Here is a 21772-nt window from a genome sequence, read left to right as displayed (position 1 = left end):
GTATAAAATGGGGGTGCTTGGGGGGCGTGGTGTTGGCCATTTTCCTTTTCTGTTTCGGCCCAGTTACTTGCTCGTTGGGGGGGGCCCGGCGGGCCGCTATTGGCGCGGGCGGGGCCCCGCCCGGTGATTTCGAGGCGCCGCAGGATCAGGGCCGCGCCGAGGTCACCCGAATCGTGGCGATCGCGTTGTCCCGGGTGGCCCGCTTGACCGTCAACGTGACGCCGTAACCCACCCCGGCGTCACCGGGGTTGCCGGTGCCCAGCACGATCGCGCCGCCACCCAGGACCACCCCGTAGAACGAGGTCGCCGGGGTGCCGTCCGGGTTGACCACCCGGGTGGTGTACGGCGCGTTGCCGCGCGACGGCAGCACCACCGAGGCGTCGTTGTCCCGCGCGTACGGCGAGCCGTCGCGCATCTCGATGCCCGGGTACCAGCCCTTGGCGTCGGTGAAGCCCCGCACCGGCCGCTGCGAGGCGAACCACGTGCAGTACTCGCTGTACGGCTCGCCCGCCGCCTCCAGGCATTCCCTGAACCCGTACGTCTTGTTCAGGCTGAACGCCGCGTTCGCCGACTGCGGCCGGCTCGGCAGGTTGTCCAGCACCGACGGGTCCTTCTCCGCCGCCGTGCCCTTGCGCCGGTACGGGTCGAAGTGCGAGTCGACGATCAGCAGACCGCCCTTCGCCCCGTAGCTCGGCAACGAGGTCATCTGCCCGGTGACGTGGTTGACGTCGCCGAGCGCGGTGTCCCGGTACCACACCAGCATGCCCGGGGCGTTGTAGGAGAGCTTGTCGACCTTCCACGCCTCGTGCGAGTACACCGTGTCGTAGGCGTACTTCAGGCCCTTGTCGAAGCCGTCGAAGTTGCGCCACTCGGCCAGGTAGAAGTGCGCCCGCCGCTCGGTGCCCGTGTTGATGTTCCAGCCCGCGCCGGTGGTGTCGGTGAAGGTGCCACCGGTGGCGGTCCAGCCGTTCGCCCCGCCCTCGACGTCGTCGCTCCAGGTGGTGGCGCCGCCGCCGGTGACGGAGAAGTCGTCGGCGAACCAACCGCGCTCCACGAACGCCTCGTCGGTGGCCTGACGCAGCCGCAACTGCACGGTCTGCCCCGCGTACGCCGACAGGTCGACGTAGTCGTGCCGCCAGCCGCCGGTGGTGCCGGTCAGGCCGTACTTCTTGCCGCCGAAGTCGGCCATCCGGCCGTTCGGGTCGGCGTAGTCGTCCGGCGTGGTGACCACGGTGCCGGCGGCGTCGTAGACCTTCTGCTCCGACCAGGTCGTGCCGCCGTCGGTGGAGAGCTCGACGAAGCCGTAGTCCCAGTCAGCCTCGATGACGTAGTCGTTCCACATCCAGAACTTCGAGTCGGCCGCCGCCGGCACGCTCACCGGGCGGCTCAGCTTGACGTCCGCCCAGTTCTGGTCGGCCCCGCTGTGCCACATGTTCGCGCCGCTGTGCGGCGTCGCCATGGTGATCACCTTGTCCGGCAGGTCGACCTTGATCCCGTCCGCGGTGCCGACCGGGGTACGTGAGGTCTGGCCCAGCTGGATGTCGCGCGCCTTGGTACCGGGGTTGATGGTCACCGGATCGGCCCAGCCGAGCACCCACTTGTCCCAGATGCCCATGTGGGTGGGGAGCGCCTGGAAGATCTCGCCGCTGTGTGAGCCCGACGCCATCAGGTCCCAAAAGTCCACGTCGGAGTCGGCGTTGCCGGAGGTGTCGTAGAGGTCCGGCAGGCCCAGGTCGTGACCGAACTCGTGGGCGAAGACGCCGACGCCGGCATCCTCCGGCTGCACGATGTAGTTCGACACCTTCAGGCCGGTGCCCGGGATGGTGTAGCCGCCCGGAACCGTCGAGGAGTGCGCCCAGACCGCGTACACGCCCTCGGCGCCGCCGCCGCGCGACTTGCCCTGGCCGGCGTGCACCAGCACCAGGTGGTCGATCACGCCGTCCGGTTCGAAGAGGTTGCCGTCGCCGTCCCGGTCGGACTGGTCCTCGACGTCGTAGTCGGCCCAGGGGAAGCTCGGGTCCATGGCGGCCAGCGAGTCGATGGCGTCCGTGGCGAGCCGGCCCGCGCCGGCCGGGTTGGCCGGGTGGCCGTTCATCGCCTGCTCACGGCCGGCGACCCAGTTGCCGTTCTCGTCCTGGAAGCAGCGCGACGCGGCGTACCAGCCCTCCGAGTGCGGCACGGTGATCCACGGGCTGGCCTGCCCGTCGACCGTGTACGCCCCCTTGGACATCTCCAGGTACATGTTGTGCATGGTCCGGCCGGCGAGGCTGATCCCCTTCTTGCCGTCCGGCCCCGTCAGGTCCTTGCGGACCGGCTCGGTGATGCCCGTCTTGGTGTAGAGCATCTTGTTGTAGTGGGCCGGGGAGAAGTCCGGCACCCACATCGAGTTGTTGTCCTTGTGCGGCAGGCTCGCCGGGTTCGGGATGTTGTTGTGCGTCGGCCCGTTCTGCACCGTGCCCGGGACGCAGCTCCGGTCCTCGAAGACCGTCTTCGGGACCATCACGCCGGTGAAGTCGTCGTTGGCCTGGCTGTTGAACTCGACCAGCAGGGTGAGCAGCTTGGCCTTCTGGGTGGTCGAGGCCTGCTTGATCCGCCGGGGGCTCTTGCCCGTCCGGATCGACTGGGCCTCCAGCTTCGCCAGCTGCCGGGCCGTCGCCGGGTTGCCGGTGGCGAACTTGCGGTCGTACGCCCGGGCCTCGTCCGCCGCCGTGGTGTAGACCCCGTCGGCGCCCTTGACCTCCTTGCCGGGGGTGTCGGGTTGCACCTCGGGCTCGGCGTAGTTGATGTAGTGCTCGTTCGCCGCGATCGTGGTGCGGGCCGGGGCCGAGGTCCCGGCAGACGCGGACCCCACCACGGTCAGTGACGAGGCCGCGAGGGCGATGGCGGGCAGCGCGACGAGTATCCGTCGGCGTGACCCGGACTGCGGAAAGGTGTGCATGCCGCTCCGTTTCTCGGGCATGGGAGAGGAACCCGACCGGCTGACGTTGCAGTGACGTCCGTCGAACCGGCCGATGTGGCTGAACCTAAAGGAGAACGCAGCCTTCCGACAGAGGGGGCCCTCCCCTGTGTCCGTTCAGGCCGGTACCCCTCCACCGACCGATGGAGACGGGTCGGTCACGCGTTGTCGACGTACCCGAAAAGCACTTCGGTGGGTGGCGGTCCGCACGGACCACCACCCACCGAGGGGTGTACGCCTGCCGTCAGTCTTCGTCGGACTTTCCGCCGCCCATCCCCGAGGAGATCAGCTCCATCACCGAGGAGTCCTGGAGGGTGCTGACGTCGCCCAGCGAACGGTTCTCCGCCACGTCGCGCAGCAGCCGGCGCATGATCTTCCCGGATCGGGTCTTCGGCAGCTCCGCCACCAGCAGGATCTGCCGCGGCTTCGCGATCGGGCCGAGGGTCTTCGCCACGTGGTTGCGCAGCTCGGTGATGAGCTTCTCGCCCGCCTCGCCGGCCGTGTCGGTGGTGCCACGCGGGATGGCGAACGCCACGATCGCCTGCCCGGTCGTCGGGTCGGTCGCGCCGACCACCGCCGCCTCCGCCACGGACGGGTGCGACACCAGCGCCGACTCCACCTCCGTGGTGGAGATGTTGTGGCCCGACACCAGCATCACGTCGTCCACCCGACCCAGCAGCCAGATGTGCCCGTCGGCGTCCTTCTTCGCACCGTCCCCGGCGAAGTACATGCCCTCGAACCGGGACCAGTACGTCTCGATGAACCGGCTGTCGTCGCCCCAGATGGTGCGCAGCATCGACGGCCACGGCTCACGCAGCACCAGGTAACCGCCGCCGCCGTTGGGCACCGACTGGCCCTGGTCGTCGACCACGTCGGCCACGATGCCGGGCAGCGGGGTCATCGCCGAGCCCGGCTTGGTCTCGGTCACGCCGGGCAGCGGCGAGATCATGATCGCGCCGGTCTCGGTCTGCCACCAGGTGTCCACGATCGGCAGTTCGCCCCGGCCGACGTGCTGCCGGTACCACATCCACGCCTCGGGGTTGATCGGCTCGCCGACGCTGCCCAGCAGCCGCAGCGAGGACAGGTCGAAGCCGGCGGGGATGTCGTCGCCCCACTTCATCATCGTCCGGATCAGCGTCGGGGCGGTGTAGAGGATGGTCACGCCGTACTTGTCGACGATCTCCCAGAACCGGCCCTTGTTCGGGGTGTCCGGGGTGCCCTCGTACATGACCTGGGTGGCACCGTTGGCCAGCGGGCCGTACACGATGTAGGAGTGGCCGGTCACCCAGCCGATGTCGGCCGTGCACCAGTAGACGTCCGTCTCCGGCTTCAGGTCGAAGACCGCGTGCGTCGTGTACGCCGCCTGGGTGAGGTACCCGCCGGTGGTGTGCAGGATGCCCTTCGGCCGGGCCGTGGTGCCGGAGGTGTAGAGAATGAACAGCGGGTGCTCGGCGTCGAACGGCTGCGCGGCGTGCTCGGTCGACGCCTGCTCCACCGTCTCGTGCCACCAGTGGTCCTTCGCCGACCAGGCGACCTCCTCGCCGGTGCGGCGGACCACCAGCACGTGCTCCACCGACGGGCAGTTCGCCACGGCCTCGTCCACCGTCGGCTTCAGCGCCGACGGCTTGCCCCGGCGGTAGCCGCCGTCCGCGGTGATCACCACCTTGGCGGAGGCGTCCTGGATCCGGTTGCTCAGCGAGTCGGCGGAGAAGCCGCCGAAGACGACGCTGTGGGTGGCGCCGATCCGGGCGCAGGCCAGCATCGCCACCGCCGCCTCCGGCACCATCGGCAGGTAGATCGCCACCCGGTCGCCGGCGGTCACGCCCAGCTCGGTCAGCGCGTTCGCCGCCTGGCAGGTCAGCCGGTGCAGGTCGGCGTAGGTGAGGGTCCGGGTGTCGCCCGGCTCGCCCTCCCAGTGGATGGCCACCTTGTCGCCCCGGCCCGCCTCGACGTGCCGGTCCAGACAGTTGTACGCCACGTTGAGCCGGCCGCCGACGAACCACTTCGCGAACGGCGGGTTCGACCAGTCGAGCACCTGGTCCCACTGCTTCGCCCAGGCCAGCCGCCCGGCCTGCTTCGCCCAGAAGGCGAGCCGGTCGGCGGCGGCGTCGGCGTACGCGTCGGCGGTGACGTTGGCCTTCGCGGCGAGTTCGGCCGGGGGTGGGAACTGCCGGGTCTCGTTCAGCAAGTTGGCCAGTGCCTCGCTCATGCCGTGACTCCCTCGTTGCTTCCGTGACCTGCGTCCCTACCCCCGCAGAGGTTAGCCGTGGCGGCCGGGGCCCGCGACAGCTCCCCGAGCCCACGCGCGCCGAGCGGCCCCCGCCACGCGCCGAGCTGTAAGGAGGGGCACCCTATTAACGCTTACGGTAGAGAAGGGTCCCCTTCTCACCGCACTCAACTGGCGGGCGCTTGGGTGGCTCGCGACGCGTTGCGGGCGGCGGGAGGCCGAGCGGCCAGGCCGGGCGCTAGCGTGGCGGGGTGGCCACCGACCCGCTCGCCCCGCTGCTCGCGCTCGCCGACATCAGCCCCGCCGTCGAGCGGGCCCGCGAGCGGGTCGATGCGGCGATGCGGCACCGCGCGCTGCGCCGGCACGGCGGCCAGGTCGCGGCCGAGGTCAGCCTCCGCAGCGCCGTGGCCAGCGCCGCCCTGGAGGGGTACGCCCACGACCGCGAGTCCGTCCGCGCCGGCACCGTCACCGACCCGGTGATCCAGGGCGCGCTGCGGGTGGCCGGGGCGCTGCCCGGGCTGAGCGAGCGCTGGTCGAAGGCGCCCCGACAGGTCCTCGCCCGGCTGCACGTGCTCGCCGCCCGGGACGCCGTACCCGCCGACGAGTTGGGGCGGCCGGTGGCCGACCCGGTGGTCGGCGCCCGGCTGGACGCCCTGGCCGGGCTGGTCGCCGGCGGCACGACCGCGCCCCCACTGGTGCTCGCCGCCGTAGTGCACGGCGAACTGCTCAACCTGCGCCCGTTCGCCGGGCCGTCCGGGCTGGTGGCCCGGGGCGCCGCCCGGCTGGTGCTGATGTCCACCGGCTTCGACCCGCGCGGGCTGGTCGGCGTCGACGTCGGCCACCGCGAGCGCGAACCGGAGTACGTCGGCGCGGCCGGCGCCTTCGCCACCGGCACCCCGGACGGGCTGCGCTCCTGGCTGCGGCACTACCTGGCGGCCGTCGAGCTGGGCGCCGATCAGCTCACTGCCGTCGGCGACGAGGTCCTCGCCGCGGCCTGAGCGCCCCCGCGCCCCGGTCATGGCGCGACGACGCGGGGCGGTGGTCGGGGTGGCTCGCGGCCGGCCCGGTCCGGTCGTCGGGATGGCTCGCGGCTGGCCCGGTCCGGTCGTCGGTCAGGCGACCGGGGCGGTGCGGGTACGGCGGTGGCGGCCGTACCAGGCGATGCCGATCGCCACGCCGACGCCGACGCCGAGGGCCGCCGCGGCGACCGGGACGGCGGGGCGCTCCCGCAGCCGGCGGCCCAGCGGGATCGGGTGCCGGAACGCCAGCACCGGCCAGGCGTTCTCGCTCGCCAGTCGGCGCAGCGCCCGGTCCGGGTTCACCACGGCCGGGTGTCCCACGCACTCCAGCAGCGGCCGGTCACTCATCGAGTCGGAGTACGCGTACGAGTCGGCGAGGTCGTAGCCGCGCAGCTCGGCCAGCTCGCTGACCGCCTCGACCTTGCTCGGCCCGGCGGCGTAGAACTCGACCTCGCCGCTGTACCGGCCGTCCCGCACCGTCATCCGGGTGGCGATCACATCCGTCACCCCGAGCAACTCGCCGATCGGCCGGACCATCTCCTCACCCGAGGCGGACACCAGCACGACGTCCCGGCCGGCGGCCTGGTGCTCCTCGATGAGGGCGGCGGCCTCGGCGTACACGTAAGGATTGATCAGCTCGTGCAGTGTCTCCGCGACGATCTGGCGGACCTGTTCCACCTGCCAGCCCTTGCAGAGCGTGGCCAGGTAGTCCCGTGTCCTGGCCATGGTCTGCTCGTCGGTGCCGCCCAGCCGGAACATCAGCTGCGCGTACGCCGACTTCACCACGTCCCGCCGGGTAATCAGCCCATCCCGGTAGAACGGCCGACCGAACGCCAAGGCGCTCGACTTGGCGATGACGGTCTTGTCCAGATCAAAAAAAGCGGCACTTCGGCCCACGGCGCGAAAGTCTAGCCGGATGGACTATCGTCGGCGGGTGCCTGGGGTAAGGACTCCGGCCGGACCCCTGCGGTGACCCCTACGATCTCTGCCGTCAGTGACGGTGATCACACTCTCCGAACATGATTTCGCGCTGTGTGGACACGACGCCACTCGACGTATACGGGTCTGCTCAGGCATGCTTGTGGTTGCGACGAGAATTCATGTGTCGTGTGACAGCAGGCCCTCGGCGGTCGCACCCCCCGTGACCGCTGAGCCGGTTCGGCTCAACCCCCCCGGAGCCGAACCGCCCGACGACCCCCGTCACCCCCCGACGGGGGTCGTCCCTTTTCCTCTTTCCTCGCACCCCGCCGGCCCAGGTGAAACCGCGTCTCCCGGTCGGTCGGGCAGGGCGACGGGTGGAAAGTCAGCGGACGTCAGCCGGGCCCGGTCGGCGTAGTCCTCAGGCGTGTGCGTGTACCGGTCGAGCGTGGTCGACGCCTTCTCACGGCCCGCCGGTAGTCATAGCTGCCCGGGTCGGCCGAGGTGCTGAGCACGTCGTCGTACGGCCGTGCCGTTGCCCGTACTCGCAGGGGCGATGTGTGGGCCGCGCTATGGCCCAGATGAAGCCGTTTCTCCCGTGGACGCAACCAGGCCAGGGCCTTCTGCCGCCATTCTCGAAGACCGAGTTTCTGCATATCCGAGCGGGTCGTGAGGGGTAGTTGGGGATCGGTTCATGTGATAGAAATTTGTCTGCATGATGCCGAGTGCTGACCGTCCCTCCCCTCTCTCCGGAGCAGCCTTCATATGCGTGTCATCTACCTTTCCGATCATGTCGGTCTGCAGTTGACAAAGACCGAGCAACAGTACGAGGCCGTACATGTCCGGTTGGGCGGCTGGCAGTCGGCCCGGCAACGGGCTGGGAACGATGCCGGTGCGGCGCGATGGGCGAAGCCGTGGTGGAAGATCCTGCTCTTCATCTCCACGCCTCAGGAGCAGGAGGCGCGGGCACGCAGTGCCGAAGCTGAGCGGCAGATCGGTCTGGCGCGGCAGGAGATGGACCGGCTTGACCAGCGTAAACAACAACTGTCAGCCGGGGCGGACGGCGAGAATTTCCTCGTGGAAGGGCTGTCGGTCCTGTCCGAGGAATGGGTCATGCTGTGCGGCTACCGCAATCGGCGGGGCGAAGCTGACCATGTGCTGGTTGGGCCCACCGGGATCTGGGTAGCCGAAGGCAAGTATCGCCGGGTGAGGGTCACCGTGACGGGTGACCGCTGGTGGTTCGAAAAGCTCGACAACTGGGGCAACATGGTCGACGAAGGCCCGGCGACCGACAGGAGTGGCCGTAGCTGGGCACGCCAGGCTAACGACGTCGCCCAGGACCTGTCACGGTGGTTGGCGCGTAACGGATACCGGTATCCCGTGAGCACCGCTGTAATGCTGACGCATCACCAGGCCGAAGTGGGCGAGTGCCGGGATCTGACCGTCAATTTGGTTGGTTCGTCGCCAGAGCACCTGCTGGAGGAATTGCGCGGCCCGGCGTGGCTCTCCCCTGACGACCGCGCCGAGGTAGTGCGGCTGATCGAACGAGATCACCACTTCCACAACCAATCCGGGCAGCGGCGACGGCGCCGATAGGCGTCCAGATCATAGGTACGAGACCACGGCGGCCGGCCGGATGGGGCTGATCACGGCGTCGACGGCCGTGCTGCTGGTCCGGCTCCCTGGCGACGACCGTCTGTTGAGGGAGTTTCTCCGGGGTCGGTGGTCGCGCGGGTGGAACCGGTGGCCACCGCCCGCGCCCATCACCTGCGTCGCGCCGCACTGCCGTAGCAGATCAACTCGCCCTTCGGCCGTTGTCCACAGAGCCCTTGGTTATCCACAGGCGAGCGTGCGGCGCCGGCGGAGACGGACGGGCTCCCGGCACGCTCTCCGGCAGCACCCCCGAGCCCGACTGCTGGAGGCCGCAATGCCACCCCGTACCTCGCTCCCGCCGCACCGGCGGCTGCCCCTGCTGGTGACCTCGGACGACGATCTGCTCGACGACCTGCTCCGGCTGGCCGCTGCGGGCGGCACCGAGGTCGAGTTGGCCGCGGACCCGGCGGCGGCCCGGACCCGCTGGTCACCGGCGCCCTTGGTGCTGGTGGGCGACGACCAGGCGCAGGCGTGCCTGCGGGCTCGGCTGCCGCGCCGGCCACGAATGGTGCTGGTGGGCCGGTCCGGGCGGCTCGACCCCGGTTGGGAGATCGCCGAGCTGATCGGCGCCGAGCACGTCGCCGTCCTCCCGGCCGCCGAGCCGTGGCTGGTGGACCGGTTCGCCGAGCACGCGTCGGACCGCGCCGGCGACGGGGTGGCGCGGGTGGTCGCGGTGCTCGGCGGGCGGGGCGGTGCCGGGGCGAGCGTCCTGGCCGGCGGGCTGGCCGTCACCGCCGCCCGGGCCCGGCTGCGCACCCTCCTCGTCGACGTCGACCCACTCGGCGGCGGGCTGGACCTGGTGCTCGGCTGGGAGCAGTTGGAGGGGCTGCGCTGGCCGGCGCTCACCGACGCCGACGGCCGGGTCGACCCACCGGCGCTGGTCCGGGCGCTACCCAGCCGGGGTGACCTGGTGGTCCTCTCCTGGGACCGAGGTGACCTGCTGTCCCTGCCCGCCCCGGCGATGGCGGCCGCCCTGGAAGCGGCCCGCCGGGGGCGGGACTTCGTCGTGGCCGACCTGCCCCGGCACCTCGACGACCCGGCCGTGCTCGCGTTGCAGGCCGCCGACCAGGCGTTCCTCGTCGTACCGGCAGAGCTGCGGGCCACCGCTGCGGCGGCCCGGGTGGTCGCCGCCGCCGCGCCGCACTGCTCCCAAATCTCCGTTGTCGTACGGGGGCCGGCGCCGGGTCGGCTCAAGGCCGTGGAGGTGGCTCGCTCGCTGGGGTTGCCGCTGGCCGGCACGCTCCGCCCCGAGCCGGGGTTGTGCCGAGGGCTCGAACGGGGGGAGGCGCCCGCCGCCGATGGGCGCGGCCCGCTCGCCGCACTCTGCCAGCGGATCGTCGGCGAGCTGACCGGCCTGCCCGTGCCGGGTGCGGCATGACCGTCCCCGCCGGCGGCGACGAGCTTTCCCACCGGGTACGCCAACGCTTCGCCGCCGCAGCCACCCCGGTCACCCCGGCCGCCGTGGTCTCCGCCGTACGCGCCGAGCCCGCCGCGGCGGTCCTCGGGGACACCGCCGTGCTCCGCATCGCCGGCCGGGTACACGACGACCTCGTCGGCGCGGGCCCGCTGGCACCCCTGCTCGCGGACCCCCAGGTGACCGACGTGCTGGTCAACGGGAATCGGGTGTGGGTGGACCGGGGGCAGGGCCTGCGCCAGGTCGCGATTCCGGTCGGCACGATCGACGACGTTCGGCGGCTGGCTCAGCGTCTCGCCGCAGGCGCGGGCCGCCGCCTCGACGACGGCTCTCCCTACGCGGACGCCCGACTGCCCGACGGGACCCGACTGCACGCCGTGCTGCCTCCGGTCGCCACGGACGGGCCCTACCTGTCCCTGCGTACTTTCCGGCAGCGTCCCTTCACCCTCGATGACCTCGTCCGGCAGGGCACCGTGCCCCGGCCGGTCGCCCCGTTGCTCGCCGCCGTGGTGGCGGCCCGGCTCGCGTACCTGGTCGTCGGCGGCACCGGCTCCGGCAAGACGACCCTGCTCAACACCCTGCTGGGGATGGTGCCGGCCACCGAGCGGATCGTCCTGGTCGAGGATGCCGCCGAGTTGCGGCCTCTGCACCCGCACGTGGTCGGGTTGCAGGCCCGAACCGCCAACGTGGAGGGCTCGGGCGTGGTCGGGCTCAGTGACCTGGTCCGGCAGGCCCTGCGGATGCGGCCGGACCGGCTGGTCGTCGGGGAGTGCCGGGGCGGTGAGGTCGTTGACTTGCTCGCCGCGCTGAACACCGGCCACGACGGCGGTGCGGGGACGCTGCACGCCAACGCCCCCTCGGACGTTCCGGCCCGGCTGGAGGCGCTCGGCATGCTGGGTGGGCTGCCCCGGGCCGCCCTGCACGCCCAGGTCGCCGCCGCGCTCCAGGTGCTGCTCCAGGTCCGCCGGGGTGCCCGGGGACGGGTGCTGGAGTCCGTCTGCCTGCTGGTTCCCGAGGGCCCGGAGCACCTGGTCACCGTCGTTCCCTGCTGGGTACGCGGGCATGGTCCCGGTCCCGGGGCGGCCGCCCTCGGCAGGTTGCTGCGCGATCGGGACGTTCCCGTCCCGCCGGTGCTCTGCGAGGTGTGGCCGGGCCGACCCGATCGAGGCGACCGGTCCGAGGCGACCGGCGATGCTCCTCGGCACGGAGACCCGGTGTGATCGCGACGGGCTGGCTGGTGGCGGTCTTCCTCGTCGCCGCCGCGACGGCCGTCGGGTGGCCGGCGCGCAGCAGCCGGGCCCGGCGACGATGGGTCCTCGGGGTGCCCGCCGCTCGACCAGGGCTCGCCGGTGACCAGGCCGGCGAGGGTGGCGGCATCCCGCGCCGGCCCGGGCGGGAGGCCGTGCGGATCATCGGCGGTGACGGGCCGGACCGGCATGGTGGCCCCCACCCCGATCGGGATTCCGGCCGGAACTTCCGGGGCGGGGCGGCACCGCCGGAGCACACCGGCCGCTGCCCGGGCCTGCGCCCGCCGCCCGGCCCGCGCCCGTCCCCCGGCCCGCGCCCGTCCCCCGGCCCGGTCGACAGCCGGCGGTCCGGTCCGCCCGGTCGCCATGACCCGAGCCGCCCCGCCGGAGCCCTGGACCAGTTCGGCTCGGCCGCTCCGAGCGTCACCGACCACTCTGGGCCGTCGGCTCCCGGCCCGCTGGGCCGATCCGGGCCGGCACCGGGTGAACCGCTGCCGGCCCTGTCGCGCCCCGGGGTAGGGAAATGGCGTACCTGGTCGTCGCCGGTGCGGTCCCCCTCCGGTACGGCGAGCGCCCAGCTACGGGTGCTCGGGTGGCTGTCCGCGTCGCCCCGGCGGGCCCTGGCGCTGACGGGGGCGGTAGGTGTCGGGGCGGGCTGGCTGCTGGCCGGGCCCGTGGCCGCCGTGGTGCTCGGCGGGTACGGCTCGTGGACCGTGCGGGCGATGATCCGCAGGAGCCTTGCGCGCCGTGTGCAACGGGCCCGAAGGCATGGCCTGGACCAGCTGTGCGCCCTCGCCGCGGACCTGCGGGCCGGCGTTCCGGTGCTGACTGCCGCCGCCACCCTGAACGCCACCGCGCCGGCCACCGCCATCGCCACCAAGCCCGAGCCGGACCGGCTCGGGCAACTGGCCCGGGCGGCCGTGCGGCTCGCGGACCGGACCGGGGCTCCCCTGGCCGACCTGCTGGAACGGATCGAGGCCGACGCGCGGGCCGCCGACCGTGGGCTGGCCGGCGCGGCGGCGCAGGCCGCCGGGGCACGGGCCACCGCGTGGCTGCTCGCCGCCCTGCCGCTCGGCGGCATCGGGCTCGGCTACGGGGTCGGCGTGGATCCGGTCGCTGTCCTGCTGCACACGCCCATCGGGGGCGGGTGCGCGATCGCGGCCGTCGTCCTCCAACTTGCCGGACTGTTCTGGGCGGAGCGCCTCGGCGCGGTGCCCGCCGGGAGCGGCTGATGACCCGCCAGGCGGTGGCCGCCGCATGTCTCGTCGCGGCGGGGGCGCTCACCCTGTCGATCGGCGCGCGGGCGGGCGTCACCCGGCGACTGCGCAGCCTGCAAGGGCGGGCCGGGCCGGTCGGGCGACCCCGGCCGGCGTGGTGGCCCGACCGGGTACGCCTCGGGTCGGGGCTGGCCGGGGCGGCGGTCCTCGTGGTGATCGGTGGTTGGGCCGGCTTGCTCGGCGGGATCGTCGTCGCCGTCGCGGCCGATCGCGGGTTGCGCCGGATCGAGCCGCCCGCCGTCCGGGAGCGGCGACTCCGGGAGGCCGCCGACCTGCCCCTCGCCGCCGACCTGTTGGCGGCCGTGCTGCGGGCCGGGGCCCCAGTCGACCGTTCCGTGCTGGCGGTCTCCGAGGCACTCGGCGGGCCGTTGGCCGACCGCCTCGGCCGGGTCGGCCGGACCCTGCTGCTCGGCGGGGGCCCCGAGGAGTCGTGGTCGCAGCTCGTTTCGGTGCCCGGTGCCGAGCGGCTGGCCGGTGCCGCGCTGCGCTCGTCGAGCAGCGGCGCGGCGTTGGCCGGCGCGCTCACCCGCCTCGCCGACGACCTGCGCGCCGACCGGTCCACCGCCGCCGAAGCGTCTGCCCGCCGGGCGGGGGTCCTCATCGTGCTGCCGCTGGGGCTCTGCTTCCTGCCGGCCTTCATTCTCGCCGGCCTGGTGCCGGTGATCGTCGCCGTCCTCGGCGACGTGCTCTGAGCGCCGCCGACCGACCGGCCGGTGGCGACCATCAAGAAAGGACAACCATGCGCAAGATCCTCACCCGCCTGCGCGGGGACGCCGGGATGAACACCGCCGAGTACGCCGTCGGCACCCTCGCCGCCGTCGCGTTCGCCGGCATCCTGCTCAAGGTGCTGACCTCGGGCAACGTGCAGTCCGCGCTGACCGCCGTCATCGACCGGGCACTGAAGTGACAGACCGCCGGCAGGCCGAGGACGACCGTGGGACGCCCGGACCGGGGCCGAAGCCGGGAGCGGGAGCAGTGCCGGGGCAGGAACCGGCCGGACCGGCCGGACCGATCGCGCCGGGTGGGTCGATCGGTTCCGGTGCACGTGGCTCTGCCCGGGCGCCACGGGACCGGGGGTCGTTCACGGCCGAACTGGCCGCTGGCCTGCCGGCGGTGCTACTGCTCCTGCTCGCCGGTCTCACCGCGGTGAACGCGGTGGCGACGCAGGCCGGCTGCCTGGGTGCGGCCCGGGAGGCGGCGCTCGCCGCCTCCCGGGGCCAGCCCGGCTCCGCGGCGGGTGTCGCGGCGGCGCCGGCCGGGGCCGACGTCTCGGTCTCGGTGAACGGCGACCGGGTCACGGCAGAGGTACGGGCACCCGTGCGCGCCCTCGGTGCCCGACTGCCCCGGATCACCGTGGTCGCCACCGTGGTCGCAGCCGTCGAGCCCGGTGCTCCGGGCCCTCAACCGTGACGGTCCGCGCCGCTGCCGCAGGTGCACCGATCCAGCCGAGAGGCGACCGGGGTGGGGCGACCGTTTGCCTGCTCGCCGTCGGGCTGGTGTTCGTCGTGGTCGGTGTCTTCGGTGCGGCTGTCGGCGCCGCCCGGGTCGCGCGTCAGCGGGCCGCGGTGGCGGCGGACTTCGGCGCGCTCGCCGCCGCCGGTCAGGCGCTGGCCGGCGGCGGGGTGGCCTGCGGGTCCGCCGATGAGATCGCGCGGGGCAACGGTGCACGGCTGACCGGCTGCCGGCTCGACGGGCTGGACGCCGTGGTGACGACGGAGGTGACCGTCACGCCGGTGCCCGGCCTGACCCGGGTCGCCACGGCGACCGCACGGGCCGGTCCGCCCCGCGCATGAGTGCCGGCGCAGCCAGCAGCAACGGCTCCAGCAAGCGGCAGGTCGGGAGCGCATCACCCAGTTGGCGTGGGCTCGGCTCAGACGGATGCGGTCCGGCTCGAACGGGGAGCCGCCGCCGCCGTCAATGCCTTGTGCAAATAAGGATTCCAGCCGGCGACACCGAGTCGGCGAACTGTACCGAAGCCACATCGTCGTCGAGTGGAAGAAGAACCAGGACAGGGGAGCCGACATCAGCGTCGGCGGAACGCCGCAATTGCCGCCGCCCGAAATTTCGTCGCACCAGCCAGGACTGTGGGATCGGCGGCCAATCGTGTGGCCGACAACCGCGCGATGGCCTACCACTTGGACGTGGTGGGGGTAGGCTCCCCGCGCGGTCCGAAGCCCAATGGACCGTTGAATTCGAGGAAGGCAACTCATGTCTGTCCAGCTCCGGACGAGGTTGATCGCTTGCACCGCGGTGTCGCTCGGTGTCGTCTGGGCGTCCGCCGGTTGTGGCGGTTCCGAGGCCGCGACGGAGAAGGGCGCCACACCCGGCGGGTCCGCTGTGGCCGGTGCCACCCAACAGGGTCCTCAGGCGGTGCTCAACGAGGCGCTCGAGTCGGAGTTGAAGGTCAGAGAACTGATCATCCGGTTGACCGAGAGTTGCCTGCGCAGCAAGGGCGTCAACAATTTCCCCCGACGTTCCGCCCGGTCGGACGACGGTGTGACCGCTGAGCCGCGCACCTCGCCGCTGCTCGAACAGGCACGGGTGAAGGGATACGGCGTCACCGAGGAGGTGCAGCCTGACGCCCCTGCCGAGCCGGAGTTCACCTTTGCCTCCGCTGAGGAGGAGCGCCGTTATCTGAAGGCACTTACCGGCAGAGCCACGGCTGCGGCGCCCGCCAATGAGACCAGTGGCAGGCCGACGCTCGGTGGCTGCACCGGTGAGGCCCGCTCGGCCGCCTACGGTCAGGTGGCCGCGCCGGAGAGCCCGACCACCAAGATCCGTGAGGCCGCCCAGGCGGAATACGCCAAGGACTCGACCCTGAAGGTTGTTCTTAAGAACTGGTCTCTCTGCCTGGAGAAGGCGGACTACCCCAAGTTCGAGGACCCGGAGGACGTGGCCCGGTACGCGCAATACTTCCACTACCCGGCCGGTATACGGCCGGGTGGAACCGTTCCGGCCGGCGGCCCCTGGCCCCCCGCCACGGCGCTGAAGAAGGAGGTCGCTCTCGCGGTCGCGGATGCCGGCTGCGCGGATCAGGGCGGGCTTCGCGATGCCCAGAAGCGTGCCTGGACCAAGGCGCTCAAGAACGCTCTGGCGCAGTACGAGACGCAGGTCTTCGGTTACCGAGATGCGATGTCTGCCGCTCTCAAGCGAGGGCAGCAGGCGCTCCAGGGCTGACATATCGGTAGACGAAGGATGTCCATGAGTCGACGGCGAATGGCCGGCTGGGTGGCCACGGTGTGTTTCCTGGCGACCTCCGTCTGGGTCTGGCATGTCGGGTCGGAGGCGCGGTCGCAGGCCCACTGGGCCGCGCGCGCCACACCACCCTCGCCCTCGCTGGTTACGGCACCGGTCACGGCCGGGCCGCTGCTGGACTCGACGACCCTCAGCGGGGCATTGAGTCGGGAGACTGTCCTCACCGTGACCGGACCGACTGCCCGGCCCGGGGTGAGCCGGCAGGTGATCACCAAGGTGCCGGTCAAGACCGGTCAGTCGGTGCGCTCCGGGCAGGTGGTCGCCGAGGTCTCCGGCCGGCCGGTGATCGTCCTGTCCGGCCGCTTCCCGGCCTACCGGGACATCGGTGACGGTGACGAGGGGCCGGACGTCCGCCAGGTGCAGCAGGCTCTTCGCGCCCGGTACGGCACCCCCGTTACCGGGAGAGCCGACTCTCGGACGCTCGCCGATCTGCGCCGGCTGTACCGGGCCATCGGGTATCCGGCACTGTCGGTCGACCGGGCCGAGGCCGGGGAGGAGCCCTCGCCTGGGCCGAGTGTCCCGCCTGCCGGCGGGACGAAGGTCCTCTGCGTCCCAGCGGGAGAGTTGTTCTTCGTGCCCGATCTACCGGCGGTGGTTGGGTCGACGCCGGGCAGGGTCGGCGGCGACGGCAGCGGACCGCTCGTGACGCTGACCGGCGGTAAGTGGCAGTTGCGGGTGCGCCTGGACCCCGCCATCGAGCGCCTGGTCGAGTCGATGCCAAAGGGCGGGCAGTTCCACCTAGACGATGCCGAGGGGCCCGTCGTCCGGCTACTGGAGATCCGCACCGTGGGCACGGACGGCCAGCCGGACGGATCGGGGAAACCGGCCACCGGAGCCTCGGCGACACCAGAGCCCGTGGAAGCAACCGAGGGAGGGGAACGGGAGGCCGTCTTCGTGCTGACCGGCAAGCCGGACGGTGCTGCTCTCGGTCAGCAGCGGGAGATCTTCATGGAACGGGGGCGCAGCTCCGCGGATGCGGTGGTCGTGCCCGCCTCGGCGCTCTGGACCGACGCGGGCGGGTCCGTTTCGGTGGAGATCGCTGAGGCCGACGACTCGACCAGGTCGGTCGCGGTCGAGGTCGTCCTCAGTGTGGGCGGCCGGGTCGCGGTCCGGCCCCGCACCGGGGAGCTGCCGGTGGGTGCCCGGGTGGTGGTCGCCGAACGCGACGGTGAGGCTCCCCGTTGACCTTCGCCGGCACCGCTGCCGTAGCTCCGCTCCTGGAACTGGTGGGACTGACCAAGCGCTACCCCGGTCCGCCGGAGGTCGAGGTGCTGAAGGGCGTCTCGATCCGGATCAGTGGCGGAGAGATGGTGGCGATCGCGGGTCCGTCAGGATCGGGGAAGTCCACCCTGCTGAATATCCTCGGCCTGCTGGACGAACCGACCGGTGGCCTGCTGAAGATCAGGGGAAAGCCGGCGGTTGGTCTCTCCGAACGGGACCGGGTCCGACTGCGGGCAACCGAGATCGGTTTCGTCTTCCAGTCGTTTCACCTGGTGCCATACCTGGACGCGGTGCAGAACGTCATGCTGCCCCTGGTCCACCAGGGACGACGGGGGGACCGGCGGGCGCTCGCCATCGAAGCCCTCGAGCGGGTGGGGCTCGGTCACCGGCTGGACGCCCGACCCACCACTCTCTCCGGCGGGGAGCAGCAGCGGGTGGCCATCGCCCGCGCGCTCGTACATGATCCCCCGTTGCTCCTCTGCGACGAGCCGACCGGCAACCTCGACGGGGTCAACACCTCCGCCGTACTCGATCTGCTGCGGAAGGTGGTCGCGGTGGACCGTGCCGTGGTCATCGTCACCCATGAGGCGGAGGTGGAGGCCCGCGCCGACCGGGTGATTCGGGTCGTGGACGGTCATGCGTTCTGACCGGGTCCGGACGCGCGCCTCCGACGTGTTTCTCCAGGCGTTCCACGCGGTGCTCGGCCGCCGGGGCCGCTCGATGCTCACCGCAGCCGGGATCGGGCTCGGCATCGCGGCGACCGTCGCCACCGTGGGCATCAGCGCGAGCGCGGCGGAGGCGATCTCCGGCCGGTTCGACGCAGCACAGGCGACGGCGGTCTCCGCCCGGTTCAACGACGCGCAGGTACGCCCGGAGCCCGGGGCGGTGGACGAACTCCGGCAGGTCAACGGGGTGACCGAGGCCGGTCTGACGTGTACGGGTACCGAGGACGGCCGGCTGAGCAACGTCTCCACCACGATCTCGGCGGAGGGCGGGGAACAGGTGGCGATGGTCGCCGCCCAACCGGCTGCGCTGCGGGCACTACAGGTTTCCATAGCCTGGGGACGGGCCTTCGACGACGGACACGACCTTCGTGGGGACCGGGTCGCGCTCCTCGACAGCTCGGCCGCCGAGGCGCTCAACCTCACCCCGGGTCGGGTCGACCCCGTCGTCTACCTCAACGACGTCCCGTACGCGGTGCTCGGTGTCTACCAGGCCCCCATCGGTGCCGCGCAGTTGACCAACGCGATAGTGCTGCCGTACCGCGCCTGCCGGGACGGCTGGGCATCGTTCGGGGAAGTGACGGTGGTGGCGCGGACGGCGCTCGGCGCGGCGGACCAGGTAGGTGCGGCCATGCCGCTGGCGCTGATCCCCGAGGATCCGGCCGCGGTCACCGTGCAGGCCCCCGCCGACCTGCGCAACTTCCGACAAGGGGTGGAGGGGGAGACCCAGGCATTGTTCCTGGGGCTTGCCGTGGTGTCCCTCGTCATCGGCGCGCTCGGAGTCAGCAACACGACGCTCGTGTCGGTGCTGGAGCGGCGTTCGGAGATCGGTCTGCGCCGCGCGATCGGAGCGAGCCGGCGTGCCGTGGCCGGCCAGTTCCTCATCGAGAGCAGTTGCTTCGGGCTGGCGGGCGGGCTTGGCGGCGCGATCATCGGTGTGGACGTGATCTCGGTGGTCTGTCTGCTCAAGGGGTGGATGGCGGTGGTCGATCCGTTCCTGCTGCTCGCCGGCCCGGCTGGCGGAATCCTCGTCGGCATGCTGGCTGGCGTCTATCCGGCCTGGGCGGCTGCTCGGATGGCACCCGCCGCCACCCTGCGCGGGTGACCCGGGCGGAGGGGCCGGTGTGGTACCCCCGTGTGGGTGCGCTTGGTCAGCCCTGATCTTCTTCGTCCGCTGGGCGCGGCTGGCGGTAGTCCCGGATGTATGCCTCGACTGCGGACCGCAGCCATACCGACCCGGCCTGCAAGGTCTGAAACGGGCGCGGGAAATGCGGCTGAACGGTGATCTGCCTGAACCGCGACCGGCCTACGCCGAGCAGGGTCATGATCTCACCCGGACCGACGAGCGGTCCCGGGACCTCCGGTTCACCCATGCGAATGACGGTAGGCATGGGTAGGTCTACCCTATTCGGTCCGCCTTATGTGGCCTGCCTATATTGATAGGTGGGCAACCGCGGGTGTGTGATCGGTTACGTGGTGCCCCCGCCCTGGTGGAGCTGGGTTCGGTGGGGTGGGGTGCCGCAGCAAGCCGGACCAGGCCCGTGGGAGGCCGCCGATGCTGCAGGACGCCCGACACCTCACCCCCGTGAAGCTGCTTCAGGTCGTCTTCCGAAATTGCCGCAGACGACGAGGGTGACCGGCTGAGGGATGCGCCGATCCCGCCGCCGGAAGGTGTGGACAACGAGGAGCGGTTGCCCCGGCTGGGCGAGCCTTGAGTTGAATCATGGTGAACCGGATGACGGTCTCGCTGACGATCCATCGACCGCACGCCCCAAGGCCCTCGTTCTTCCTGACGCATGGCTGCGCTCAGACTGGGGCGTCGTCCTCGGTCGGGCGTGGCTGACGGTGCTCCTTGATCCATGCCTCGATGTCCTCGGCCAGCCACACCTTCATACCGCGCAGTTCCCGGTACGGCTTCGGGAAGGTGGGCCGGTTCACGATCTGCTGGAACCGCGACCGGGAGACGTTCAAGCGTTGGGCGATCTCGTAGGGGCCCATCAGGTCGCCCGGTCCCGCAGCCATGGACTGAACGTATGCATGGACTCATCTCCCCGAACGGGGATCCCCGATCGGGGGTCCCCAATTTGACACCCAGGGAACCGGGGGTGTGTGATCGGTTACGCGGTGCCCCCGCCCTGGTGGAGCTGGGCTCGGTGGGGCGGGGTGCCGCAGAAAGCCGGACCAGGCCCGTGGGAGGCACCGATGCTGCAGGACGCCCGACACCTCACCCCCGTGGAGCTGCTTCAGGTCTTCCGAAGTTGCCGAAGGGGACTCTGATGGTCCGGTACGAGGAGTACCTGATCGCGGTTGCCATGACCTTGGCCCGCCGACATCGGCCCGTGTGGTCGTGGATCAAATGGCGGTACGTCTGCAAGTGCGGCAACGAGCTGCCCTGTCGGGCCCGGCACCGCATCCCGATCAGCCGGAAGCACTGGCCGCAGGAGGGGGAGTGACCGCGGGTAGGCCGGTGAGCGCCGAACCCTGGTGGCAGGTCGAGATGGAGCTGCACCGGCAACGCGACGGCCGCTGCCCGGTGTGCGGCACTCGGAAACGGTGCTGGCCGTGGGCCAACGCCAACTCGGCACGGATCGTCCATGGGTGAGCTGCCCATCGGCCGACGGGTCGCGTACTGGCGTGGTCGGCGCAAGATGTCTCAGCAGCAGTTCGCCGACGCTATCGGCAAGTCGAAGAGTTGGGTCGACAAGGTCGAGCGGGGCGTCCGCAGGCTCGACAAGCTGTCCACCTTGCAGGCCGTCGCCGATGGGCTCCGGGTCGACCTGCGGCTGCTGCTCGGCAAGGACGTGGAGGCGCAGGGCCCGAGCGGTCTGCTGGACAAGGCCAGTATCGACGCCGTCCGAGGTGCCCTGGCCCGGTGGGGTCCGGCATGTCTCGGGCTTCTCCAGTCGACACCGGCCCCCGGCGACCTGCGGAAAGCGGTGAACCACGCCTGGCTGAGCCTCCAACACGCGCGGTACGTCGACGTGATCCGGTCCCTGCCGGACCTGTTGCGTGACGTGCAGCAGTTTCGGATGGCACACCCGGGCGTGACGGAGGCGGCGCAGCGTCTGGCCGAGGCGTACCAGATCGCGTCGGTCGTGTTGCACAAGGTGGGGGCTGCGGACCTGGCCTGGCTGACGGCTGACCGGGCATTGACCGCCAGCCAGGACGCCGGCGACCAACTCCTGCTGGGCGCCTGCGCCGTCCAGCTCGGGTACGCGCTGCTCGCCCAGGGACAGGCCCGGCACGTGATGGAGGTCAGCATCGCGGTGGCCCACCAGATCGTCCCGCCGAATCCGCTCGATGCCTCGGCGGCCAAGCTGTCGGTCCACGGCGCGCTGCTCATCGTGGCCGCGCGGGGGGCTGCCGTCCTCGGGCACGCCGAGAGTGTCGGTGAACTGGTCAACCAAGCCAGCGCGGCGGCGGAGATCGTCGGCGATGGGCAGGACCACTACCGGATGTCCTTCGGCCCGACGGCTGTCGAGTTGGCTCGGGTGGCGACGATGGTTGATCTCGGCGAGGGTGCTCTTGATCCTGCCGCCCATCAGCGACTCGTCGAAGGCACCGAGTTCCGGAGGCTGCCGCCGGAGCGCCGGGCGGCCTACCTGCTCGATGCGGCGAACGGGTTCATGCAGTCGGGTGACCTGGACAGCGCGGGCCAATCGATGGTTAGCGCCGATCGGGTGGCGACGGCTGAGGTCCGTAACCGGCCGTTGGGCCACGAGCTGCTGGCCGCCATCCTGCGTCGGTCACCGGCGGTGAGCCTCGATGTCCTGCGCCTGGCCGATGCGATGGGAGTGAGTGTTTGATCTGCCCTGGCCACCGGTGAACCGCCAGATCTACCCGATCTCCACGTCACCACGGTC

21 protein-coding genes are annotated in these 21772 nt (G+C 71.7%); 16 read left to right on the top strand and 5 right to left on the bottom strand.

All coding sequences use genetic code 11. From position 1 onward, the window contains the following. Nucleotides 1-145 precede the first annotated feature (145 nt). Both SNR22_RS20575 and acs read right to left on the bottom strand, forming a co-directional pair. Nucleotides 146-2959 (bottom strand): immune inhibitor A domain-containing protein, encoded by a 2814-nt coding sequence (locus SNR22_RS20575; protein ID WP_320068242.1) that lies wholly within the window; start codon nucleotides 2957-2959, stop codon nucleotides 146-148. Nucleotides 2960-3200: 241 nt separating this feature from the next. Then, nucleotides 3201-5165: an acetate--CoA ligase gene (gene acs / locus SNR22_RS20570; RefSeq protein WP_320068241.1), complete on the bottom strand. Its 1965-nt coding sequence runs from the start codon at nucleotides 5163-5165 to the stop codon at nucleotides 3201-3203. 269 nt (nucleotides 5166-5434) lie between these two features. Here acs and SNR22_RS20565 point away from each other — a divergent pair, with 269 nt between their 5' ends. After that, on the top strand, nucleotides 5435-6181 hold the full coding sequence (locus SNR22_RS20565; RefSeq protein WP_320068240.1) for an oxidoreductase: 747 nt from the start codon (nucleotides 5435-5437) through the stop codon (nucleotides 6179-6181). A 114-nt stretch (nucleotides 6182-6295) separates the two neighbouring features. Here the strand turns inward: SNR22_RS20565 and SNR22_RS20560 are convergent, their stop codons facing one another. After that, the gene (locus SNR22_RS20560; protein WP_320068239.1) at nucleotides 6296-7099 is read right to left on the bottom strand and encodes an HAD-IB family hydrolase; all 804 of its coding nucleotides are present in this window, start codon (nucleotides 7097-7099) and stop codon (nucleotides 6296-6298) included. 786 nt (nucleotides 7100-7885) lie between these two features. On the opposite strand from SNR22_RS20560, the gene SNR22_RS20555 reads away from it, so the two are divergent. The 12 genes from SNR22_RS20555 (at nucleotide 7886) to SNR22_RS20500 (ending at nucleotide 19014) form a co-directional block, all read left to right on the top strand. Further along, the gene (locus SNR22_RS20555; protein ID WP_320068238.1) at nucleotides 7886-8716 is read left to right on the top strand and encodes a nuclease-related domain-containing protein; all 831 of its coding nucleotides are present in this window, start codon (nucleotides 7886-7888) and stop codon (nucleotides 8714-8716) included. A gap of 331 nt (nucleotides 8717-9047) precedes the next feature. Beyond that, nucleotides 9048-10151, top strand: coding sequence for a septum site-determining protein Ssd (gene ssd, locus SNR22_RS20550; RefSeq protein WP_320068237.1), 1104 nt, complete (start codon nucleotides 9048-9050; stop codon nucleotides 10149-10151). Next, nucleotides 10148-11407, top strand: a complete 1260-nt coding sequence (locus tag SNR22_RS20545; RefSeq protein WP_320068236.1) for a TadA family conjugal transfer-associated ATPase — start codon at nucleotides 10148-10150, stop codon at nucleotides 11405-11407. Before ssd ends, SNR22_RS20545 begins: the two co-directional genes overlap by 4 nt. Further along, nucleotides 11404-12666, top strand: coding sequence for a hypothetical protein (locus SNR22_RS20540; protein ID WP_320068235.1), 1263 nt, complete (start codon nucleotides 11404-11406; stop codon nucleotides 12664-12666). Before SNR22_RS20545 ends, SNR22_RS20540 begins: the two co-directional genes overlap by 4 nt. Next, on the top strand, nucleotides 12666-13403 hold the full coding sequence (locus tag SNR22_RS20535) for a type II secretion system F family protein (protein ID WP_320068234.1): 738 nt from the start codon (nucleotides 12666-12668) through the stop codon (nucleotides 13401-13403). Before SNR22_RS20540 ends, SNR22_RS20535 begins: the two co-directional genes overlap by 1 nt. 47 nt (nucleotides 13404-13450) lie before the next feature. Further along, a complete protein-coding gene (locus tag SNR22_RS20530) occupies nucleotides 13451-13618 on the top strand; it encodes a DUF4244 domain-containing protein (protein ID WP_007074167.1) in 168 nt (55 codons plus the stop codon). Between the two features lie 122 nt (nucleotides 13619-13740). After that, complete coding sequence (locus SNR22_RS20525; protein ID WP_320068257.1) at nucleotides 13741-14121, top strand: TadE family type IV pilus minor pilin; 381 nt, start codon at nucleotides 13741-13743, stop codon at nucleotides 14119-14121. Then, the gene (locus SNR22_RS20520) at nucleotides 14118-14504 is read left to right on the top strand and encodes an Rv3654c family TadE-like protein (protein ID WP_320068233.1); all 387 of its coding nucleotides are present in this window, start codon (nucleotides 14118-14120) and stop codon (nucleotides 14502-14504) included. Before SNR22_RS20525 ends, SNR22_RS20520 begins: the two co-directional genes overlap by 4 nt. Nucleotides 14505-14919: 415 nt before the next feature. Further along, nucleotides 14920-15888 carry a hypothetical protein gene (locus SNR22_RS20515; protein WP_320068232.1) on the top strand — a complete coding sequence of 323 codons (969 nt, stop codon included), beginning with the start codon at nucleotides 14920-14922 and terminating at the stop codon, nucleotides 15886-15888. A 24-nt stretch (nucleotides 15889-15912) separates the two neighbouring features. Then, nucleotides 15913-17151 carry a hypothetical protein gene (locus SNR22_RS20510; protein ID WP_320068231.1) on the top strand — a complete coding sequence of 413 codons (1239 nt, stop codon included), beginning with the start codon at nucleotides 15913-15915 and terminating at the stop codon, nucleotides 17149-17151. Continuing rightward, nucleotides 17148-17834: an ABC transporter ATP-binding protein gene (locus SNR22_RS20505; RefSeq protein WP_320068230.1), complete on the top strand. Its 687-nt coding sequence runs from the start codon at nucleotides 17148-17150 to the stop codon at nucleotides 17832-17834. Before SNR22_RS20510 ends, SNR22_RS20505 begins: the two co-directional genes overlap by 4 nt. Next, nucleotides 17824-19014, top strand: coding sequence for an ABC transporter permease (locus tag SNR22_RS20500; RefSeq protein WP_320068229.1), 1191 nt, complete (start codon nucleotides 17824-17826; stop codon nucleotides 19012-19014). The genes SNR22_RS20505 and SNR22_RS20500 overlap by 11 nt, the downstream gene beginning before the upstream one ends. A gap of 46 nt (nucleotides 19015-19060) precedes the next feature. Here SNR22_RS20500 and SNR22_RS20495 read toward each other — a convergent pair whose 3' ends face one another. Further along, entirely contained in the window at nucleotides 19061-19282 is a 222-nt protein-coding gene (locus tag SNR22_RS20495; protein ID WP_320068228.1) for a hypothetical protein, read from the bottom strand. 433 nt (nucleotides 19283-19715) lie between these two features. Then, nucleotides 19716-19931 (bottom strand): hypothetical protein, encoded by a 216-nt coding sequence (locus tag SNR22_RS20490; RefSeq protein ID WP_320068227.1) that lies wholly within the window; start codon nucleotides 19929-19931, stop codon nucleotides 19716-19718. Nucleotides 19932-20185: 254 nt separating this feature from the next. On the opposite strand from SNR22_RS20490, the gene SNR22_RS20485 reads away from it, so the two are divergent. The 3 genes from SNR22_RS20485 to SNR22_RS20475 are packed head-to-tail and all read left to right on the top strand — an operon-like array spanning nucleotide 20186 to nucleotide 21715. Then, the gene (locus SNR22_RS20485) at nucleotides 20186-20362 is read left to right on the top strand and encodes a hypothetical protein (RefSeq protein ID WP_320068226.1); all 177 of its coding nucleotides are present in this window, start codon (nucleotides 20186-20188) and stop codon (nucleotides 20360-20362) included. Continuing rightward, entirely contained in the window at nucleotides 20359-20511 is a 153-nt protein-coding gene (locus SNR22_RS20480) for a hypothetical protein (RefSeq protein ID WP_320068225.1), read from the top strand. The genes SNR22_RS20485 and SNR22_RS20480 overlap by 4 nt, the downstream gene beginning before the upstream one ends. Further along, nucleotides 20504-21715, top strand: coding sequence for a helix-turn-helix domain-containing protein (locus tag SNR22_RS20475; protein ID WP_320068224.1), 1212 nt, complete (start codon nucleotides 20504-20506; stop codon nucleotides 21713-21715). The genes SNR22_RS20480 and SNR22_RS20475 overlap by 8 nt, the downstream gene beginning before the upstream one ends. The last annotated feature ends 57 nt before the right edge of the window (nucleotides 21716-21772 follow it).

This window comes from Micromonospora sp. RTGN7 (genome assembly GCF_033804645.1).
Classification (GTDB): Bacteria; Actinomycetota; Actinomycetes; order Mycobacteriales; family Micromonosporaceae; genus Micromonospora.
Note: the sequence above shows the minus strand (reverse complement) of the source record. Positions and strands in the feature narration are given on the sequence as shown.

What these genes read in the sequence shown, in the direction of transcription:
- SNR22_RS20575 (WP_320068242.1), bottom strand. Translation starts at nt 2,959, where the DNA reads ATGCCCGAGAAACGGAGCGGCATGCACACCTTTCCGCAGTCCGGGTCA.
- acs (WP_320068241.1), bottom strand. Translation starts at nt 5,165, where the DNA reads ATGAGCGAGGCACTGGCCAACTTGCTGAACGAGACCCGGCAGTTCCCA.
- SNR22_RS20555 (WP_320068238.1), top strand. Translation starts at nt 7,886, where the DNA reads ATGCGTGTCATCTACCTTTCCGATCATGTCGGTCTGCAGTTGACAAAG.
- ssd (WP_320068237.1), top strand. Translation starts at nt 9,048, where the DNA reads ATGCCACCCCGTACCTCGCTCCCGCCGCACCGGCGGCTGCCCCTGCTG.
- SNR22_RS20545 (WP_320068236.1), top strand. Translation starts at nt 10,148, where the DNA reads ATGACCGTCCCCGCCGGCGGCGACGAGCTTTCCCACCGGGTACGCCAA.
- SNR22_RS20535 (WP_320068234.1), top strand. Translation starts at nt 12,666, where the DNA reads ATGACCCGCCAGGCGGTGGCCGCCGCATGTCTCGTCGCGGCGGGGGCG.
- SNR22_RS20530 (WP_007074167.1), top strand. Translation starts at nt 13,451, where the DNA reads ATGCGCAAGATCCTCACCCGCCTGCGCGGGGACGCCGGGATGAACACC.
- SNR22_RS20515 (WP_320068232.1), top strand. Translation starts at nt 14,920, where the DNA reads ATGTCTGTCCAGCTCCGGACGAGGTTGATCGCTTGCACCGCGGTGTCG.
- SNR22_RS20510 (WP_320068231.1), top strand. Translation starts at nt 15,913, where the DNA reads ATGAGTCGACGGCGAATGGCCGGCTGGGTGGCCACGGTGTGTTTCCTG.
- SNR22_RS20500 (WP_320068229.1), top strand. Translation starts at nt 17,824, where the DNA reads ATGCGTTCTGACCGGGTCCGGACGCGCGCCTCCGACGTGTTTCTCCAG.
- SNR22_RS20495 (WP_320068228.1), bottom strand. Translation starts at nt 19,282, where the DNA reads ATGGGTGAACCGGAGGTCCCGGGACCGCTCGTCGGTCCGGGTGAGATC.
- SNR22_RS20490 (WP_320068227.1), bottom strand. Translation starts at nt 19,931, where the DNA reads ATGGCTGCGGGACCGGGCGACCTGATGGGCCCCTACGAGATCGCCCAA.
- SNR22_RS20485 (WP_320068226.1), top strand. Translation starts at nt 20,186, where the DNA reads ATGGTCCGGTACGAGGAGTACCTGATCGCGGTTGCCATGACCTTGGCC.
- SNR22_RS20475 (WP_320068224.1), top strand. Translation starts at nt 20,504, where the DNA reads ATGGGTGAGCTGCCCATCGGCCGACGGGTCGCGTACTGGCGTGGTCGG.